General features: G+C 65.5%; 18 protein-coding genes and 2 tRNA genes. 13 read left to right on the plus strand and 7 right to left on the minus strand.

The genetic code is table 11. The features are described from left to right. Nucleotides 1-348: 348 nt before the first annotated feature. The 7 genes from LG3211_RS12905 (at nt 349) to LG3211_RS12935 (ending at nt 7945) form a co-directional block, all read left to right on the plus strand. Complete coding sequence (locus tag LG3211_RS12905; RefSeq protein ID WP_057943202.1) at nt 349-1746, plus strand: GntP family permease; 1398 nt, start codon at nt 349-351, stop codon at nt 1744-1746. Between the two features lie 106 nt (nt 1747-1852). Next, the gene (locus LG3211_RS12910; RefSeq protein WP_057943203.1) at nt 1853-2764 is read left to right on the plus strand and encodes an STM4015 family protein; all 912 of its coding nucleotides are present in this window, start codon (nt 1853-1855) and stop codon (nt 2762-2764) included. Between the two features lie 3 nt (nt 2765-2767). Beyond that, nucleotides 2768-3922: an STM4014 family protein gene (locus tag LG3211_RS12915; RefSeq protein WP_237049756.1), complete on the plus strand. Its 1155-nt coding sequence runs from the start codon at nt 2768-2770 to the stop codon at nt 3920-3922. Next, nucleotides 3915-4745 carry an STM4013/SEN3800 family hydrolase gene (locus tag LG3211_RS12920; protein ID WP_057943204.1) on the plus strand — a complete coding sequence of 277 codons (831 nt, stop codon included), beginning with the start codon at nt 3915-3917 and terminating at the stop codon, nt 4743-4745. The genes LG3211_RS12915 and LG3211_RS12920 overlap by 8 nt, the downstream gene beginning before the upstream one ends. Next, nucleotides 4742-6124: an STM4012 family radical SAM protein gene (locus tag LG3211_RS12925; protein WP_057943205.1), complete on the plus strand. Its 1383-nt coding sequence runs from the start codon at nt 4742-4744 to the stop codon at nt 6122-6124. The genes LG3211_RS12920 and LG3211_RS12925 overlap by 4 nt, the downstream gene beginning before the upstream one ends. 17 nt (nt 6125-6141) lie before the next feature. Beyond that, nucleotides 6142-7041, plus strand: coding sequence for an STM4011 family radical SAM protein (locus LG3211_RS12930; RefSeq protein WP_057945463.1), 900 nt, complete (start codon nt 6142-6144; stop codon nt 7039-7041). Between the two features lie 139 nt (nt 7042-7180). Further along, nucleotides 7181-7945, plus strand: coding sequence for a hypothetical protein (locus LG3211_RS12935; protein ID WP_148648889.1), 765 nt, complete (start codon nt 7181-7183; stop codon nt 7943-7945). A 147-nt stretch (nt 7946-8092) separates the two neighbouring features. On the opposite strand, the gene LG3211_RS25710 is transcribed toward LG3211_RS12935, so the two are convergent. From LG3211_RS25710 to ppsR, 6 genes are all read right to left on the minus strand, one after another. Then, nucleotides 8093-8500 carry a hypothetical protein gene (locus LG3211_RS25710; protein WP_148648890.1) on the minus strand — a complete coding sequence of 136 codons (408 nt, stop codon included), beginning with the start codon at nt 8498-8500 and terminating at the stop codon, nt 8093-8095. Nucleotides 8501-8537: 37 nt separating this feature from the next. Continuing rightward, nucleotides 8538-8882: a hypothetical protein gene (locus LG3211_RS12940; protein ID WP_057943207.1), complete on the minus strand. Its 345-nt coding sequence runs from the start codon at nt 8880-8882 to the stop codon at nt 8538-8540. Nucleotides 8883-9184: 302 nt separating this feature from the next. After that, nucleotides 9185-9260: transfer RNA gene (locus LG3211_RS12945), tRNA-Glu, on the minus strand. Nucleotides 9261-9314: 54 nt separating this feature from the next. Continuing rightward, nucleotides 9315-9390, minus strand: a tRNA-Ala gene (locus LG3211_RS12950). Nucleotides 9391-9412: 22 nt separating this feature from the next. Further along, nucleotides 9413-9973, minus strand: coding sequence for a DUF1249 domain-containing protein (locus LG3211_RS12955; protein WP_083512516.1), 561 nt, complete (start codon nt 9971-9973; stop codon nt 9413-9415). A 385-nt stretch (nt 9974-10358) separates the two neighbouring features. After that, nucleotides 10359-11180, minus strand: a complete 822-nt coding sequence (gene ppsR, locus LG3211_RS12960; RefSeq protein ID WP_057943208.1) for a posphoenolpyruvate synthetase regulatory kinase/phosphorylase PpsR — start codon at nt 11178-11180, stop codon at nt 10359-10361. A gap of 135 nt (nt 11181-11315) precedes the next feature. On the opposite strand from ppsR, the gene ppsA reads away from it, so the two are divergent. Together ppsA and LG3211_RS12970 are read left to right on the plus strand one after the other, a co-directional pair. Continuing rightward, a complete protein-coding gene (ppsA, locus tag LG3211_RS12965) occupies nt 11316-13694 on the plus strand; it encodes a phosphoenolpyruvate synthase (RefSeq protein WP_057943209.1) in 2379 nt (792 codons plus the stop codon). Nucleotides 13695-13701: 7 nt separating this feature from the next. Then, on the plus strand, nt 13702-14655 hold the full coding sequence (locus LG3211_RS12970; protein ID WP_057943210.1) for a mechanosensitive ion channel family protein: 954 nt from the start codon (nt 13702-13704) through the stop codon (nt 14653-14655). A 218-nt stretch (nt 14656-14873) separates the two neighbouring features. On the opposite strand, the gene orn is transcribed toward LG3211_RS12970, so the two are convergent. Then, nucleotides 14874-15440: an oligoribonuclease gene (orn, locus tag LG3211_RS12975; RefSeq protein WP_057943211.1), complete on the minus strand. Its 567-nt coding sequence runs from the start codon at nt 15438-15440 to the stop codon at nt 14874-14876. A gap of 69 nt (nt 15441-15509) precedes the next feature. On the opposite strand from orn, the gene LG3211_RS12980 reads away from it, so the two are divergent. The 4 genes from LG3211_RS12980 to LG3211_RS12995 all read left to right on the plus strand — a co-directional run bounded on the left by LG3211_RS12980 (nt 15510) and on the right by LG3211_RS12995 (nt 18957). Then, entirely contained in the window at nt 15510-16007 is a 498-nt protein-coding gene (locus LG3211_RS12980) for a DUF2721 domain-containing protein (RefSeq protein ID WP_057943212.1), read from the plus strand. A gap of 85 nt (nt 16008-16092) precedes the next feature. Beyond that, nucleotides 16093-16578: a DUF2721 domain-containing protein gene (locus tag LG3211_RS12985; RefSeq protein ID WP_057943213.1), complete on the plus strand. Its 486-nt coding sequence runs from the start codon at nt 16093-16095 to the stop codon at nt 16576-16578. A gap of 641 nt (nt 16579-17219) precedes the next feature. After that, complete coding sequence (locus LG3211_RS12990; protein ID WP_057943214.1) at nt 17220-18353, plus strand: Cache 3/Cache 2 fusion domain-containing protein; 1134 nt, start codon at nt 17220-17222, stop codon at nt 18351-18353. Between the two features lie 46 nt (nt 18354-18399). Then, on the plus strand, nt 18400-18957 hold the full coding sequence (locus LG3211_RS12995; RefSeq protein ID WP_057943215.1) for a DUF8082 domain-containing protein: 558 nt from the start codon (nt 18400-18402) through the stop codon (nt 18955-18957). The last annotated feature ends 44 nt before the right edge of the window (nt 18958-19001 follow it).

A 19001-nucleotide genomic window follows, 5' to 3' on the forward strand; every position in this document is an offset into this window, starting at 1 on the left:
GCGTCGCCGCCACCGCCGCTGTCGTTGCGTTCCTTGCCCCCGGCCGCATGTGCCCCGCGTCCTGCGGGCCGCGCATCGTGGCCAAAGCGCGAGGCGGCGAGCGCGGCCCGATCCGGCCGCATCCCGCGCGATTCGCGCCGCCCGAGGCGCCGCATCCCAGCCGCATCCATGCCGCACATGCGAACAGCGGCGGTGGAGGCGAGCTCCCCCGTCATGGCGCACAGCCTATGAGTCGCGACCCGCGCCGGGCAGCTGTACCTTCGGACAATGCCCCGCCCACCCGCGCATTGCCGACACTGCGCGCAGCCGGGCCAAGCCGCCGGCGTTGTCCGCTGGGGAATCGAACCGATGGCGTTTTTGATCGTGCTGGCCGCGTTGTGCTTTCTGATGTATGTCGCCTACCGCGGCCACAGCGTGATTCTGTTCGCGCCGATCGCCGCGCTGGGCGCGGTGCTGCTGACCGATCCCAGCCTGGTCGCGCCGATGTTCACCGGTTTGTTCATGGACAAGATGGTCGGGTTCCTGAAGCTATATTTCCCGGTGTTCCTGCTGGGCGCGATCTTCGGCAAGCTGATCGAAACCTCCGGGTTCTCCAAATCGATCGTCGCGGCAACGATCAGATTGGTTGGGCGCGAGCGCGCGATGCTGGCCATCGTCGCGGTGTGCGCGCTGCTGACCTACGGCGGCGTGTCGCTGTTCGTGGTGGTGTTCGCGGTGTATCCGTTCGCGGCCGAGCTGTTCCGCCAGAGCGATATTCCCAAGCGCCTGATTCCCGGCACCATCGCCCTGGGCGCGTTCACCTTCACCATGGACGCGCTGCCGGGCACGCCGCAGATCCAGAACATCATCCCGACCGCGTTCTTCGGCACCGACACCTGGGCCGCGCCGGTGCTGGGCACGCTCGGCGGCGTGTTCATCCTGATCGCCGGCCTGATCTATCTGAACTGGCGCCGCCGCGCCGCGCTGAAGGCCGGCGAAGGCTACGGCGACAATCTCATCAACGAACCGGCGCCGTTCGCCGGCGGCAAGCTGGCGCATCCGTTGCTGGCGATCGCCCCGCTGCTGCTGGTCGGCATCGCCAACAAGGTTTTCAGCGTGTGGCTGCCGCAGGCTTACGGCAAACAGCACAGCTTCGACCCGGCGGTGATCGGCGACGCCGCGCCGGTGGTGCAGGAGGTGTCCAAGATCGCCGCGATCTGGGCGGTCGAAGGCGCGCTGTTGATCGGCATCGCCGCGGTGCTGGTCTTCGCCTGGAAACCGGTGATGGCCAGTTTCGCCGAAGGCAGCAAGGCGGCGATCGGCGGCGCGCTGCTGGCCGCAATGAACACTGCCAGCGAATACGGCTTCGGCGCGGTGATCGCGGCGCTGCCGGGCTTCCTGGTGGTGGCCAATGCGCTGGCGGCGATTCCGAACCCGCTGGTCAACGAAGCCATCACCGTGACCGCGCTGGCCGGCATCACCGGCTCGGCCTCCGGCGGCATGAGCATCGCCCTGGCGGCGATGGCCGATACTTTCATCGCCAACGCCCACGCCGCATCGATTCCGATGGAGGTGCTGCACAGAGTCGCGGCGATGGCCTCCGGCGGCATGGACACCCTGCCGCACAACGGCGCGGTGATCACCCTGCTGGCGGTGACAGGTCTAAGCCATCGCCAGGCCTACAAGGATGTGTTCGCGATTACCTTGGTGAAAACCGCGGCGGTGTTCGTGGTGATCGGCCTGTACTACGCGACCGGGCTGGTCTGAGCGTAAGCACGAAGTCTGTTGTGGGAGGTGCTTCAGCCCTCCCACATAAGCCGGGACCTTGGTTATGCTGGCGCTCTCTTCAGCAGGTGCAGGCAAGGAGCCCTACGTGACCATCGGCGAATACTCACAGATCTACCGCGGCAAACGCGTCGTCAACTTCAGCATGGGCGACACGCCCGCCGGCGGCGATGTGGTCTATCGCCTGACCCAGGATTACGACAGCGCCGAAAGCCAGCGCGATCTGCTCGACAACTTTCTGTCGCAGGTCGATCCGTCCCAGCTCGAAGCGCTGATCATCGGCGCATGGAGCGAGGCGCAGGAAGAAGGCCCGGACGGCTATCTCGATGGTTTGATCGAGCGCCGCGCGCAGTTGCCCGCGCTCAAGGCTTTGTTCATCGGCGATATGACCTACGAAGACTGCGAGATCTCCTGGATCATCCAGACCTCGTACAACCCGCTGCTGACGGCGTTCCCGAATCTGCAATCGCTGCGCATCCGCGGCTCCACCAATCTGGAGCTGCAAGCGTTCGGGCACGATGCCCTGGAAGAACTGGCGATCGAATGCGGCGGCCTGCCCTCGAACATCACCGACGCCATCGCCGCCTCGACCCTGCCGGCGCTCAATCACCTGGAACTGTGGCTGGGCAGCGACGGCTACGGTTTCGACGGCGGCATCGCTCCGTATCAGAACCTGCTCGCCAAGATCGACCCGCGGCGGCTGCGTTATCTGGGTCTGCGCGATTCGGAAATCAGCGACGAATTGGCGGTGTGGCTGGCGCAACAGCCGTGGCTGGGATCGCTGCAGACCCTGGACCTGTCGCTGGGCACGATCGGCGATGTCGGCGCGCAAGCGCTGGCCGAAAGCCCGCACCTTGGCACGATCGAGCGCATCGACCTGAGCCATCACTACATCTCGCCGCCGTGGCAGCAGAAACTGCAGGCGCTGCCGTGCACGGTGGTGCTCGACGACCATGAAGACGAGGACGACGGCGACCGTTACGTCGCCGTATCCGAGTAACCCGTGCCCGCCGATTGGCTGCTGATCGGTCCACGCGGCAGCCGCCGGCTCCGGGGGCTGCAACAGGCCCTGCGCGAGCGCGGCCTGGGCGCGGCCGAGGAACTGCATTACGAGGGCTTACTCGACGATCCCGGTCTCGCCTTCGAGGCGATCGCGCGGCGGCCGCATGCGTTGGTGAAGATCGAATCGCCCGGAGAAGCGCCGCGCCTGCATGCGGCGCTGATCGAGCGCGGCTGGCGCCGGCTCGGCGAGCCCGCGCCGCGGCCGCGTGAGCTGGAACACGGCGAACTCGCCTATCAACACTACTGGTTCGCGGGATTTCGCGATCTGCTCGATGCTCTGCCGGCGCAGGCGAATTATCTCAACCCGCCCGACGACATCGCCGGCATGAACGACAAACTCGCCTGCCAGCAGCGCCTGCGCGCGCACGACGTCGCAACCGCGCCGCTGCTCGGCCGCATCGACGGCTACGCGCACTTGCGCGAACTCATGCGCGAACACGACTGCGCGCAGGTGTTCGTCAAGGCGCGTTACGGCTCCTCCGGCGCCGGCGTGCTGGCGTATCGCTGCAATCGCCAAGGCGGCGAAGCGCTGTACGGCTCGGCCGAACTGGTCGAAACCGGGTTGCCGGGCGAGGCCGCGGTGCGGGTGTTCAACTCGCTGCGGCCGCGACGTTACGGCGACAGCCGCCGGATCGCGCTACTGATCGACGCAGTCGCAGCGCAGGAAGCCTACGCCGAACGCTGGATCGCCAAGCCGCGCGCGCCCGATGGCGGGACCGGTCACTACGACATTCGCACCATCGCCCTGGACGGACGCGCGCGCCATCGCATCGCCCGGATCGGCCGCGGGCCGTTGACCAACCTGCACCTGGGCAATCGCCGCGCCGAGCTGGACGATTGGCTGGACGCCGACGCCATGCGCACACTGGATACAGCGACCGAACGCGCCGCGACGGCATTCGCCGGAAGCCGCATGATCGGTTTCGACCTGATCCTGCGCGACGGCCGCGCGTGGATTCTCGAAGCCAACGCCTTCGGCGACCTGCTGTTGAACCTGCAATGGCAGGGCCTGAGCACGTATCAGGATCAGGCCGGCATGGCGGCGACCCACCCGGCCCATCCGCCCCGCCGCATCGCCGAGCCGGCCCATGTCTGAGCCCGCCCGCTTCGCCAATCCCGACATGCGCGCCATCGTCAGCCATCGCGATCTGCTGTTGATCACCCTCGACACGTTGCGCTTCGACGCCGCCCAGAGCTGCTTCGAACGCGGCGAACTGCCGGTGCTGGCGCAACACCTGCCGCCGGCCGGCTGGGAGCCCAGGCATACCCCAGGAAGCTTCACCTACGCCGCGCACGCCGCGTTCTTCGCCGGATTCCTGCCGACGCCGGCACGGCCGGGCCCGCATCCGCGCCTGTTCGCGCTGGATTTCGAAGGCAGCGAAACCACCGCGGCCGAGACCTGGGTATTCCGCGACCGCGCCGACATCGTGTCCGGCCTGCGCGATGCCGGCTACCGCACCATCTGCATCGGCGGCGTGGGTTTCTTCAACAAACGCAATCCGCTGGGCTCGCAGTTTCCGGACCTGTTCGACGAAGGCCACTGGAACCCGGGCTTCGGCGTCACCGCGGTGGATTCGACCCAGCGCCAGGTCGCGCTGGCCTGCGAACGACTGCGCAGCGACGAGCTGCGCGAGAGCCGCTGCTTCGTCTTCATCAACGTCTCCGCCCTGCACCAGCCCAATCGCCATTACCTGCCCGGCGCCGAGCGCGACGGCTACGACAGTCATTGCGCGGCGCTGCGCTACGTCGACGGCGCGCTGGCGCCGCTGTTCGCGGCCTTGCGCGAGCGCGGCGGCGCGTTCGCGATCGTCTGCTCCGACCACGGCACCGCCTACGGCGAGGACGGCTATCACGGCCACCGCCTCGCCCACGACACGGTGATGACCGTGCCCTACGCGCATTTTCTGCTCAATCCATGAACGCCATCGCCCAACCCGCCGCGCTGCACCGTCTCGCCGATCTGCTGCGCCTGCCGCCGTATCAGGCGTACTCGTATTCGTATCCGCACAAGACCGCGTACCGGCCGCTGCAGCCGGCGCAATCGCTGGCGCAGCTGTGGGCGGACGAACCCCGCGACGCCTTGTTCCTGTACCTGCACATCCCGTTTTGTTCCTACCGCTGCGGCTTTTGCAATCTGTTCGCGCTGGCGCGGCCGGAGCCGGCCAAGGTCGCGGCCTATCTGCAGCAGATGGAACACCAGTTGCGCGCCACCGCGGCGGCGCTGGGCGAGCATCGCTTCGTGCGCTTCGCCCTCGGCGGCGGCACGCCGACCTATCTCGACACCGAGCAATTGCGGCGCGTGTTCGATCTGGTCGAGCGCCATGCCGCGATCGATCTGCAGGCCGTGCCCGCCGGCATCGAGGTGTCGCCGGAAACCGTCGATCTCGAAAAACTGCGCCTGTGCCGCGAGCGCGGCATCGACCGCGTCAGCATGGGCATCCAGAGTTTCAGCGACGCCGAGGTGCGCACGCTGGTGCGGCCGCAACAGCGCGCCGTGGTCGAACAGGCGATCGCCGCGATCCGCGAAGCCGGCATCGCCACCATGAATCTGGACCTGATCTACGGCATCGCCGGCCAGACCCGCGAGAGTTTCCTCGCGTCCATCGACAGCGCGCTGGCGCATTCTCCGGAAGAACTCTATCTGTATCCCTTGTACGTGCGCCCGCTGACCGGCCTGGGCCGGATCGAAGCCAAGAACGGCGCGCGTGGCGGTTTCGCCCTGCAGGCCGAACCGGTGGACGATCGCCTGGCCCTGTACGAAGCCGGCCGCGAACGCCTGCTCGCGGCCGGTTACAGCCAGGTGTCGATGCGCATGTTCCGCGCGCCGCACGCGCCGGAGCTGAGCGGGCCGGTGTACTGCTGCCAGAGCGACGGCATGGTCGGCATCGGTTGCGGCGCGCGTTCCTACACCTCGGCCCTGCACTACTCCAGCGAATACGGCGTGGCGCGGCGCAGCGTCGCGGAGATACTCGATCACTACCTCGCCCGCGACGAAGCCTCCTTCGCCAGCGCCGACTACGGCATCCGCCTGAGCGCCGACGATCGCCGCCGCCGGCACGCGATCCAGTCGCTGCTGATCCGCCCGGGCCTGGATCGCGCCGACTATCGCCGCCATTTCAGCGCCGATTGCCTGGACGATCTGCCGCAACTGCGCGAATTGTTCGAACTCGGCCTGGCCGTGGCCGATGACAACCTGATCGAACTGACCCAGGCCGGCCTCGCCCGCGCCGACACCATCGGCCCATGGCTGACTTCGGCGCAGATCGCCGAACGCATGCACGACTACAGGTTGGGCTGAGCATGCTCGCCGCTGACATGCATCTGTCGATGCTCTATCGCGGCCGCCTGAGCAGCTGCAACTACGACTGTGGCTATTGCCCGTTCGCGAAGACCTACGACACCCGCGCCGCCTTGCGCCGCGACGCGGAGGACCTGGCGCGCTTCGTCGAGTGGGCCGGACAGCAGCCGATGCCGTTGTCGATTCTGTTCACGCCCTGGGGCGAAGGCCTGGTGCGCCGCCACTACCGCGACGCGCTGGTGCGGCTGAGCCAGTTGCCGCGGCTGCGCCGGGTCGCGATCCAGACCAATCTGTGCGTGGGCATGCGCTGGCTCGATCAGGCCGACCTGAACAAGCTCGCGCTGTGGTGCACCTATCACCCCAGTCAGGTCAGCCGCGCGGCGTTCGTGGCGCGTTGCCGCGAGCTGAGCCGGCGTGGCGTGCGCCACAGCGTCGGCATGGTCGCCATGCACGAACACCTGGATGAAATCGAGGCCCTGAGCCAGGAACTGCCCGCGGCCACGCCGCTGTGGCTCAACGCCTACGACGAACGCCCGCCGGGTTACTACGACGACGCCCAGATCGCCCGGCTGCAGGCCATCGACCCGCATTTCCGCTACAACCTGGAACCCTCGCCCAGCCTCGGCGCGCCGTGCCTGACCGGCGAAAACGTGGTCTCGGTGGACGGCGACGGCAATGTGCGCCGCTGCCATTTCGTCGCCGAGCCGCTGGGCAATCTCTACGACGGCAGCTTCGCCGCGCGGTTGCGCCCGCGCGCCTGCCCCAACGCGCGCTGCGACTGCTACATCGGCTACGCCCACCGCAAGGACCTGCCGTTTCAACGCGATTACGCCGGCGGCGTACTGGAACGGGTGCCCTCGTTCGTCTTGTCCTCTGCGCCGGGCCCCGCCCCCGCGCCGCTCAAGGCCGCGCCCTAGGCGCTCGCCACCGCTTCCCGCAAAGGACCGCAGTATGTTCAAACCACTTTCCCCGGGCCCGGCATCGCCGGACCCGTTCGCCACGACCCGCGCCACGCCGCGGGCCGGCGCCTCCAACTCCCACCGCAAAGGAAGCACGATGTCTCCCAACAGGATCTTGAACACCGCCCTGGCCGCACTGTTGATCTGCGCAGTCGCGCCGCCGTCGATCGCCGCTCCCGCCGGCAAGAGCGCCAAGTCGGCCAAGGCCAAGGCGAAGAAAGCCGCGAAAGTCCCCGGCGCCGGGCTCAAGCCGGAACAAGTCGCCGACATGTACATCCAGGTCATGCTCAAGAACGATGTCGAGACGGCCAAGCGCCTCAACGACTACGTGCGCCCGGAGTTCTCCGGCGAAGATCAGTTCGACATCGCCACCCTGGAGCAGTCGCAACAGTCGTTCCAGACCCAGTACAGCCAGTTCGCCGACGGCCTGCTCGCCGAGATGCCGAAGGTCTCCGCGAAGAAAGCCAAGCCGGTGCTGGTCTCGGCGATGCTGGCGCAGAGCGCGGCCGCCTCGGGTTCCGAGTGCCGCGCTCTGTCCAGCAAGACCCATCCGAACGAATACATCCAGGGCCAGCAAATCGCCGAAGTGACCTACGAATGCCGCGTGCCGGCGATCGATGGCGGCCTGCAGCAGCGGCTGGAAAGCAAGGGCGCGCCCAAGTCGATCAAGACCAAGGTCGCGCTGGAAGTCTTCACCGGTTACCAGAAGGCATTCGCCAGCGCCGGCGGCAACACCCGCACCATCAACGGCACCATGTCGCTGTACGGTTTCCCGGGCAAGCCCTGGCTCACCAACGGCGCCGACCAGATCCTCCAGTTCGTCACCGACGGCATGCTGGAAACGCCGCCGTCGGCGGACTGAGTCGTCGCACGAACGCGCAACGGCCTCTGCGCCGTTGCGCGTTGTGTTTGCTTTGTCGGGGATCGGCGTGATGCGTCATCGCGACCGGGGCATCGCTCTATCGATAGCCCGCCAAATGAATTGCCCAGGTTTTTTATTGCCTGAAGCCTATCGACGGGAAGATGGCTTCCAATACTCGCCCTGTGCCATCAAGAGCAGATCGCTTTTACTCGCAATAGGTGGAGCATCTTCACCCAGAGCAATCTGTCCGACATCTATGCCGTAATTTGTGCTCAATGCCACCTCCAACGTCTCGCCTGCTGGGGTGACATCCTCTAATTCATGCACTCCAATGCACTCATAGGTAGTCAGATCGCCGGGGCCATCATGATTCGCATCGCTGAATCCATCCACCAAGCCGATGACTCTCTCATAGGCAGCCTTAGCGTCATCAGCTGAGAAAAGCTGCGCTGACAAATAGTGGGTGCGAGAACGCCTAAGTACCGTGCTCTGAAATTCGTCAGTGAACCAAAGGTTCTCCTCGCAGAGCACGAAATGAGCAACAAACAATCGCACTTTGAAATCTCCCCCAGCGCCTAACGCCTATTGGACCCTAAACCCGAGACAATGCACCGACGCTGCTGGGCAGTCCACCCAGATCACTGAGCGTCCCCACGGAATCGCCCTCATTGATTGAAAGTAAGGCTGGGGAGAACTCCACTCCCATGATCTGACCAACATGCGCCGCTTCCGAGTCGGCCGCGCTGTGCAAGCTAGCTGTGAGCCGAAGGATGCGAGCACGCAGCTCAGCAACTGAAATCGTCGGCGCCACGGCGTCGCGACGTTCGACCTGTTGCACCGGCGGGTTCAAACTCTTCAGTCGCCGCGCATCCTGCGCGCGTTCGGCGGCCTTGGCGGCCTCGTTCATTGCGGTAATAGAGGAGTCTGCTTCGATCATTGGCCGATCCTTGTGCGCATCCGTGGAAGGCTGAGCGCAGGCCGATAACGCAGCCAGGCCGAGCGACAACACTGCGTGTCTTGCCGGTCGCTTGCGAGGCATCGCGGTTCCTTCCTGCCAGGGCTGGTTCCATGAAACTGCGCCAAGCACGTCGCGTCGGCAACCCCAACCAAAATCTGGTGGATTGATCTGCATCTGCTTACGCAATTTTGGCGTCGAGGACGCGCCCCGGATCGTCGCGACTACGATATCGCGAACACAGAAACGCAGAAGGCCGCCTTTCGGCGGCCTTCTGCGTTTTTTGGCGTCCCCACGGGGATTCGAACCCCGGTCGCTACCGTGAAAGGGTAATGTCCTAGGCCTCTAGACGATGGGGACAAAACTGATTGTTCTTGCAGCTAACTCGTCGAAAACCCTTTCAATTTCGAAGAGTGGTGGAGCCAGCCGGGATCGAACCGGCGACCTCTACAATGCCATTGTAGCGCTCTCCCAGCTGAGCTATGGCCCCACGTGCTGGAAAGACGAACATCTTAGCGGCTGTTCAGCGATGTCGTCAAGCGGTCATCGCCAACTTTTTTTGCCGTTCCGGCGAAACCAGGTCCGTGTGGATCGGGTAACGCCGGGTCGTGCTCGACGGGGCGCAATGTTGCCATGCAATGACCACGTTCCGCTAGATACTCGAGCCACTTTCCTAAAAAAGTATTCATCCGCATGCGATGGCCGATGACTTCGGCCGGCGGCGGGTACATGCCGATCACGTCCTGCCAGCGCCGGCCGATGTAGCAGTGCGTGGCTTCGACCTGATGCGCGTCGTGGTACAGGCGCAGATACGCGGACGGATCCGGCTCGCCGGTCAGCGGGTCCAACAGCGCATACGTCAAGCGCATTTCGGTGGTGTAGCGGTGTTGCTCGATCACGTCCAGGCGCAGATTCAGGCCGTCGCCGATATCGGACAGATAGGTGCCGCGCGCGAGTTCGGCCGGCGCGAACATGCGGGTCAGACGATCGTGGTTCTCCGCGTACAGGCCCATCAACCAGCCGAAGCGGCTGAGTTTGGGGATGCGCGCGAAGCGGGAGGCGGATTGAGTCATGCAGGCGATCCTACTCTTGTGCGGGCGTTCGCGGCAGGATTGACGGAATGACGAAAAACCCTTAATTTATAGGCTCTTTCGCGATGGTCTTCGAAGCCGCTTTCGAGCTTTCCGAGCCCGCGGCCATTCAGCCTTCCGCACACCGGATCGGCCTTCCTTCTACGCTTGTTCGATGACCGCTGTCCGCCGCGGTCGGCGTTGTTGCGTGCGCATCCGGGCCGGACGCGGTTCATCGCCGCCATTTCGGGCGCGGCCCGGTTGCCGCGGTTAGCGACCGCAGACCGCGAGCAGCCGAAAACACCCTGAAATCAGGCCCGGCGAGCGCATCCGCAGCGACGCAGACAGGCAACGGCGGCCGCGGCGGGCCGCCCTGCCCGCGCGCGCCTCAGAACATTTCCCGATGGATCCCCAGCGTCGTCAGCACCTTGCTGGCGATCTCCTCGATCGAGGTGTGGGTGGTGCTCAAGGTCGGGATGCGCTCGGCGCGGAACATCATCTCGGCCGCGGCGACCTCGCGCTTGCAGGTCTCGAACTGGGCGTAGCGCGAGTTCGGTCGGCGCTCCTGGCGGATCTGCTGCAGGCGGACCGGGTCGATCGTCAGGCCGAACAGCTTGCTGCGGTAAGGCCGCAGCCGCGGCGGCAGGCGGTCGTGCTCCAGGTCTTCCTCGGTCAGCGGGTAATTGGCCGCGCGCACGCCGTAATGCAGGGCCAGGTAGACGCAGGTCGGGGTCTTGCCGGCCCGCGACACCGCCACCAGGATCAGGTCGGCCTCGTTGTAGTCCACGCTCTGGCCGTCGTCGTGGGTCAGGGCGAAGTTCATCGCGTTGATGCGGCGGTGATACGTATCGAAATCGGCGATGCCGTGGGCCTGGCCGATCCGGCGCTGGCGGGTTTCGTGCAGTTCGCGCTCCAGCGGCTCGATGAACGGCGCGAATACGTCCAGCATCAGCGCCCCGCTCTCGGCCAGCGCCGCGCCGACGTCGCCGTCCATACAGGAATTGATCACCACCGGGCGCACACCGTGGGCGACCGCGGCCTCGCGGATCTTGGCCGCGGCCTCCTGCGCGCGCTCGACGCTGTCTACGAAAGGCAGGCGGTCGGTCACGAAACGGGTCTCGGTGAACTGGGTCAGCAGGCTATGCCCGATGGTCTCGGCGGTGATACCCGTGCCGTCGGAAACGTAGAAAACCGGTCTGGTCCCTGCCATCGATAACCTCGTCAGAAAGCTGCACCAATACGAAAAACCTCGCCGGATCAAGCTTGTATGCACCCGACACCCGGGCGATCATATCCGCTTGGCCGCGCCCGGACGCGTCCTCGCCCCCCACGGAGATAGTGTGTCTTGAACGAGAACATCCTCTGGCTGCACGCGCTGCGCCTCAACGACCTGGCCCGCGTAGGCGGCAAGAACTCCTCGCTTGGCGAGATGATCGGCAATCTGGCGAACCTGGGCGTGTCGGTCCCAGGCGGCTACGCCACCACCTCGGAGGCCTTCAAGGCCTTCATCGCCCACAACAACCTGCACCAGCGCATCTTCGACAAGCTCGCCACGCTGGACGTGGAAAACGTCCCGGCGCTGACCCAGGCCGGCGGCGAAATCCGCGGCTGGGTCATCGACGCCCCGCTGCAACCGGACCTGGACCAGGACATCCGCGCCGCTTACCGCAAGCTGTGCAGCGAGAACGGCGGCGGCGATGTCGCCGTCGCGGTGCGCTCCTCGGCCACCGCCGAAGACCTGCCCGACGCCTCCTTCGCCGGCCAGCAGGAAACCTTCCTGAACGTCACCGGCGAAGACGATGTCGTGCGCAAGGTGAAGGAAGTCTTCGCAAGCCTCTACAACGACCGCGCCATCGCCTACCGCGTGCACCACGGCTTCAAGCACGAGGACGTGTTCCTGTCGGCCGGCGTGCAGCTGATGGTGCGCTCCGACGTCGGCGCGTCCGGCGTGTTGTTCACCCTGGACACCGAATCGGGTTTCCGCGACGTGGTGTTCATCACCTCCAGCTACGGCCTGGGCGAGATGGTCGTGCAAGGCGCGGTCAACCCGGACGAGTTCTACGTCTACAAGCCCACCCTGGCCCAGGGCAAGCCGGCGATCCTGCGCCGCAGCGTCGGCGCCAAGCAGCTGCGCATGGTGTATTCGGACAAGGCCGGCGAGCGCGTGCGCACCGAAGACACGCCGGCGGAATTGCGTTCCAAGTTCTCGATCAACGATGCCGATGTCCATGAGCTCGCCAAGCAAGCTTTGGTGATCGAAAAGCATTACGGCCGCCCGATGGACGTGGAATGGGCGAAGGACGGCGTCAGCGGCAAGCTGTTCATCGTCCAGGCGCGCCCGGAAACGGTGAAGTCGCGCGGCAAGGCCACCCAGATCGAACGCTACCAGCTCGAAAAGCGCGGCCCGGTGGTCGCCGAAGGCCGCGCCATCGGGCAGAAGATCGGCTCGGGCATCGCCCGCGTCGTGCGCAGCCTGGACGACATGAACCGCGTGCAGCCCGGCGACGTGCTGGTCGCCGACATGACCGACCCCGATTGGGAGCCGGTGATGAAGCGCGCCGCGGCGATCGTGACCAACCGCGGCGGCCGCACCTGCCACGCGGCGATCATCGCGCGCGAACTCGGCGTGCCGGCGGTCGTCGGCACCGGCAACGGCCTGGACGCGATCCAGGAAGGCCAACTCGTCACCATCAGCTGCGCAGAAGGCGATACCGGCTACATCTACGACGGCGCCCTGCCCTTCGAGCGCCACGTCGCCGATCTGGACAAGATGCCGCCGGCGCCGCTCAAGGTGATGATGAACGTCGCCAACCCCGAGCGCGCGTTCGACTTCGCGATGCTGCCCAACGCCGGCGTCGGCCTGGCGCGGCTGGAGATGATCATCGCCAGCCACATCGGCATCCATCCCAAGGCGCTGCTGGAATACGCCTCGCAGGATGCGGCGACCAAGAAGAAGATCGACGAGAAGATCGCCGGCTACGGCGCCGATCCGGTGCAGTTCTACGTGGACCGCCTGGCCGAGGGCATCGCCACCATCACCGCCTCGTTCGCGCCGCATCCGGTGATCGTGCGCCTGTCGGACTTCAAGTCGAACGAATACGCCAACCTGATCGGCGGCTCGCGCTACGAGCCGCATGAAGAAAACCCGATGATCGGCTTCCGCGGCGCCAGCCGTTACGTCGATCCCTCCTTCTCCGACGCCTTCGCCCTGGAATGCCAGGCTGTGCTGAAGGTGCGCGAGGAAATGGGCCTGACCAACTGCTGGATCATGATCCCGTTCGTGCGCACGCTGGACGAAGGCCGGCGCGTGATCGAAGTGCTGGAGAAGAACGGCCTGCGTAAGGGCGAGAACGGCCTGCAGATCATCATGATGTGCGAGGTTCCGTCGAACGCGCTGCTGGCGGACGAGTTCCTGGAAATCTTCGACGGCTTCTCGATCGGCTCCAACGACCTGACCCAGCTCACCCTGGGCCTGGACCGCGACTCGGCGATCGTCGCCAAGCTGTTCGACGAACGCGACCCGGCAGTGAAGAAGCTGCTGTCGATGGCGATCTCGGCCGCGCGCGCCAAGGGCAAGTACGTCGGCATCTGCGGCCAGGGTCCCAGCGATCATCCGGATCTGGCCGAGTGGCTGATGGATCAGGGCATCGAGTCGGTGTCGCTGAATCCCGACACCGTGGTCGATACCTGGCTGCGGTTGGCCAAGGCGAAGGCCAAGGCCTGAGTCCGGCATGGCGAAACAGGACGCAGCGCAGGCCCTGGTGCCCAAGTCCCTGCTGGGACTTGAGGCCGGGTTCGATATCGACAAGTTGGCGGTCTGGGGCCAGACCGCCGGCCTGAAGCTGCTCAGCGCGCTGGCGATCCTGCTGATCGGCCTGTGGCTGGCCAAATGGATGTCGCGCGCGCTGGAGCGGGTCATGACCCGCGCCAACATGGAAGTCACCTTGCGTGGCTTCCTGCGCAACATCGCCTATGCGGCGATGGTGGTGATCGTGGCGGTCGCCGCCTTGCAGGCGGTCGGCGTGCCGATGACCTCGGTGCTGGCCGTGCTCGGCGCCGCCGGTCTGGCGATCGGTCTGGCGCTGAAGGACTCGCTGTCCAATATCGCCTCGGGCGTGATGCTGATCGTGCTGCGCCCGTTCCGCGCCGGCGACACCGTGCAGGCGGCGGGCGTGGAAGGCACGGTCGAGCAGATCCGGGTGTTCCAGACCCGGCTGCGCACCATCGACAACCGGGTGATCGTGCTGCCCAACAGCCTGATCACCACCGCGGCCATCATCAATTTCACCGCCAATCCCAAGCGCCGGATCGACCTGACCGTCGGCGTGGGCTACGACGACGATCTAAAGACCGCGAAGGAAACGCTGCTGGTCCTTGCGAAGACGCATGCCAACGTGCTGGCCGACCCGGCGCCGGAGGTGTTGGTTACCGCGCTGGCCGAAAGCAGCGTGAATCTGGAGCTGCGCGCCTGGGTCAAGACCGCCAACCTGGTACGGACCCGCAGCGACCTGGTCGAAGGCATCCGCAACGAGCTGATCGGCAAGGGGCTCAATATTCCGTATCCGCAGCGCGATCTGCATGTGTATCACCACGATGCGGATGGGCGGCCGATCGCGGAGTTGCTGACCAAGGCCGTGGCGGATGACGGGGATGTGCCGGCGCCGGTGACGAAGCCTAAGGCCTGATGGGCGAGTGCCTGGCGACTTGTACGAAAGTCGCTGGATTCCCGCGTTCGCGGGAATGACGGTAGTGTTGAGCGCGATATTTCTCGAAGCCGCGTTCACTCCAGCCTGTCATTCCCGCGAACGCGGGAATCCAGCGACTTTCGCTACCGGTATACGGTGAACGCTCTGCACCCCGACATTCACCGATGCACGAGCCGATGGCTCGCGAGCGCATCAGCTTACCCCACCCCGCCCAGCTTCCCCATCGCCGCGCGGTAATGCTTGAGCTCGGCGATGGAATCCATCACATCGCTCAGCGCGGTGTGCTTGCTTTCCTTGCTGAACCCGGCCAGCACGTCCGGCGCCCAGCGGCGCGCGAGCTCCTTGAGCGTGCTGACGTCCAGGTTGCGGTAGTGGAAGTATTTCTCCAGCCGCGGCATGCAGCGGTGCAGGAAGCGGCGGTCCTGGCAGATCGAATTGCCGCAGATCGGCGAGGCGTTGGCCGGGACCCATTGGGCCAGGAAATCCAGGGTCCGCGTTTCGGCCTCGTCCATCGGCACGCCCTGCTCCAGCACCCGCTTCCACAGCCCGGACTTGCCGTGCTGGTTGCGGTTCCATTCGTCCATCGCGCCCAGGCGCTCCAGCGGGTGGGCGATGGCCAGTTCGGGGCCCTGCGCCAGCACGTTGAGCTGCGCGTCGGTGACGACGGTGGCGATTTCCAGGATCGAATCGCGGTCGGTATCCAGGCCGGTCATCTCCAGATCGATCCAGATCAGCCGGTGCTCGTGCCCAGTCTTGTCCGTCATAGCCTCGCCGTCATGTCCATGTCGCGGCATGATAGCCCACAGCCTCTCGCCCGAGCCCGCCGCACCGCAATGAACCAGAACGTCACCTTCGCCCACTACGCGATCCTGACCGCGATGCTGGCGCCCGCCTTCTTCCTGACCGCGACCGCCTCGCTGCTGCTGTCGGCCAACAACCGCCTCGCCCGGGTCATCGACCGCGCCCGGGTGTTGATCAAGGAACTGGCCGAGGCCGACGATCCGGAGGAGCGCGACCTGATCGAGCGCCACATCCTGCGCCAGAAGAAACGCAGCCGCATCATCCTGCGCGGCAGCCAGTTGCTCTACACCGCGATCAGCTTCTTCGTCTGCACCAGCCTGACCGTCGCCGGCGACGCGGTGCTCGGCTACCGGCTCGGCGTCGTCCCGACCGTGCTGGCCGCGTTCGGCGTGCTGTCGATGTTCGCCGCCAGCCTGCTGCTGGCGCGCGAGTCCTCGCTCGCGGTGGAGGCGGTCAACGAGGAAATGGATCACGGCCACATCAGCGCGATGAAACGCTGGGCCAAGCCGCCCCAAGGAAAGCACGACTGAAACCGCGAGCGCAGCACCCGGAGCCACGCCGGCCCGCACGCTTTGCCGCATCATCGAGCGCGCCGCAACGAAGACGGAGCCCGTCATGGCCGACCTGGTCCAATTGAATTCGCACTACACCGTGGTCTCGGCGATGATCACGCCGGCGTTTTTCCTGACCGCGACCGCCTCGCTCCTGGTGTCGTCCAACAATCGCCTGGCGCGCGTGGTCGATCGCATGCGCCAGCAACTGGCGACGCTGGAAGACACCGTGGACGATCATGCGCGCCAGTTTCTCGAAGCGCGCATCATCCTGCACCGGCGGCGGGTGCGCCTGATTCTGACCTGCCTGCAGTTGCTGTACGGCGCGATGACCGCCTTCGTCGCCACCAGCCTGTCGATCGGCATCGACCAGTTCACCGACTACCGCATCACCGGCGTGCCGACCGCGCTGGCCATGTGCGGCGTGCTGCTGGTATTGGCCGCGTGCATCAACATGGGTCGCGAGGCGCGCATGAGCGTGAGCATGCTCGACGCCGAAGTGAAACGGGAGTTCGATCGCGACAACGGTCGCAAGAAAAAATCCGACTGATCGCGATTACCGCGCTATCGGCGCGGTATATCCGCGAACGCGAATGCCGCCCATGAACCGCAACCGCGAGCCGCATCCGGCGCGGCATTCGCGCGCACAGCCGAATGATTTCGTGAACTGCGTCGCCCGCGCGCGGCGACTCCGCCCTACTACTTTCGTACTAATCCGAATCCGGATCGACAGCCTGGCGACAGCTCGTGATGAGACGCCTGTCCGATCTTGCATTTTTGTCACAACACCGGATAACGCAAGCCACTACGATTGCGCCACGGACCGTGACGAGACCTTTGCAGCGCGCCGCTCCGAGCTCATCGCCCGAATATCGCGCCCAATAAAATAATCCATAACAAACCCTACCGCGTCACGTAATAATTGGCACTTCGAATACATCACCATTCACTACGAGATACATTCCCACCCCTATCAGCCGCCCAACTGATCGCTTGCGAGATCGAGAAATCCAGCTGATTTGCGCACAGTAAAAGGCTGCGACCACCGGATCGATAAGTTATCGTGCCGCCACAAGTCGCATTCGCTTAAGCATGACGGGAAGGAAGCCACTGCGTCCGCATCACCGACGCAGACGTGCTCATGCGGCGACGCCTTGACTACTTCTATTAATTGCGTTCGGGGAGAATGCGATGCTTCGTCACTCGTTGCGGGTGCGCCTGCTGCTGCCGGTGTTGGCCCTGGTCCTGGTCGTGGTCGCCGCGCTCACGATCATCCTGGCTGTCACCGAAGCCAACCGCGTGCGCGCCAATGCCGGCCGCGTGATCGACGGCCAGACCGTCGCGCTGCAGAGCCTGTTCGCGGTCACCCGCTCGGTCATGCTCGACCGCGTACACAGTTCGATGCGCCTGCTGCGTCATGAGGCCGATCGCGTCGGCACCACCAGCGTCGGCCCGCAGATCCGGATCGACGGGCGCCTGACCAACGACTTGCTGTTCGGCGGCGTGCCGCAGGCCAACAACTACACCCTGGTCGATTCGGTCACCTCCATCGCCGAAGGCACGGCCACCATTTTCTCGCGCGCCGGCGACGACTTCGTGCGCATCGCCACCAACGTCAAGAAGGACGACGGCAGCCGCGCGGTCGGCACCGTGCTCGACCCGCAGGGCCAGGCGATCGCGCAGATCCGCAAGGCGCAGAGTTTCTACGGCGTGGTGGACATCCTCGGCAATCCGTACGTGACCGGCTATGAGCCGATCTTCGCCGGCCTGGACGATCAGCACCCGGTCGGCATCTGGTACGTCGGCTACAAGACCGACCTGCAGGCCCTGAACCAGGTGGTCAGCGACAGCCACGTGCTCGAGTCCGGCTTCATCGCCGTGTTCGACGGCAAGGACAAGCTGCGCTTCCAATCCAAGACCGGCGCCACCATCGATCCGAAGGAAGTCGAGCGGGTCGTGCGCGAGATGCCGCAGGACTGGGTGGTGACCCAGCAGGAAGTGCCCGGCTGGGGCTTCAACCTGATCGCGGCCTATCCCAAGAGCGACGTCAACCGGGTGATCCTGCGGCAGTCGCTGTGGATCGGCGGCATCGGCCTGATGGTCTGCGCGCTGCTGCTGGGCCTGCAATGGAGCCTGATCATGAATCGCGTGCTGCGCCCGATCCAGCGCCTGACCGCGGTGGCCGAGGAGCTCAGCGTCGGCAAGTGGAATCACACCATCGTCGAAGCCGACCTCAAGGATGAAATCGGCAAACTGGCCCGTGCGATCTCACGTCTGTCCTACAGTGTCCGGGTAGCGATGGAACGGCTCAGCAAGCAACGCTGAGCCGCAGTATTCCGACCAGGCGCGGCGACGCGAGGTAGACCTCTTCATGTCCAACGATTTCCGACCGCTGATCGAGGTCCTGCGCGAGCTGAGGACGTTGGTGCAAAAACGCGCCTCCGGCTTTTTGTTCATCGTCACCGAGGAAAACCACTCCTGCATCATCCGCTTGAACGGCGGACAGGTGCAGGAAGTGCTGTTCCGCATGATGCGCAACGACGAGGCGGTGCAGCGCCTGGCGATGGTCGCCTCGGCCAAACTGCGCTTCCAGTCCGGCGACTCGCCGGCCTCGGCCAAGTCGGCATTGAGCGAGAGCTCGATGCAATGGTTGCTGGGCGGGTTCGAACAAGACCTGGCGGCACGGCGCCTGCCCACGCCCACGCCGGCGGCATCGCCGGTGCGGGTGGACCGGCGCGTGCGCGATGCGATCGAACAGGCGGCGGTGAATTACCTGGGGCCGATCGCGGGGATGCTGTGCGACGAAGCGTTCGAGACGCTCAGCACGCCGCAGCAGGTGGTCGCGCAATTGGCGACGAATCTGAATTCCCCGGAAGAGGCGCGGCGTTTCATCGAGGATGCTCGCAAGGCGTTAGACGCGTTGCGTTGAGCTCTCTCGGACGTTGACGCTGGGCCGGTGCCGGGATTCTGCAG

It is taken from the genome of Lysobacter gummosus, assembly GCF_001442805.1.
Lineage (GTDB): Bacteria > Pseudomonadota > Gammaproteobacteria > Xanthomonadales > Xanthomonadaceae > Lysobacter > Lysobacter gummosus.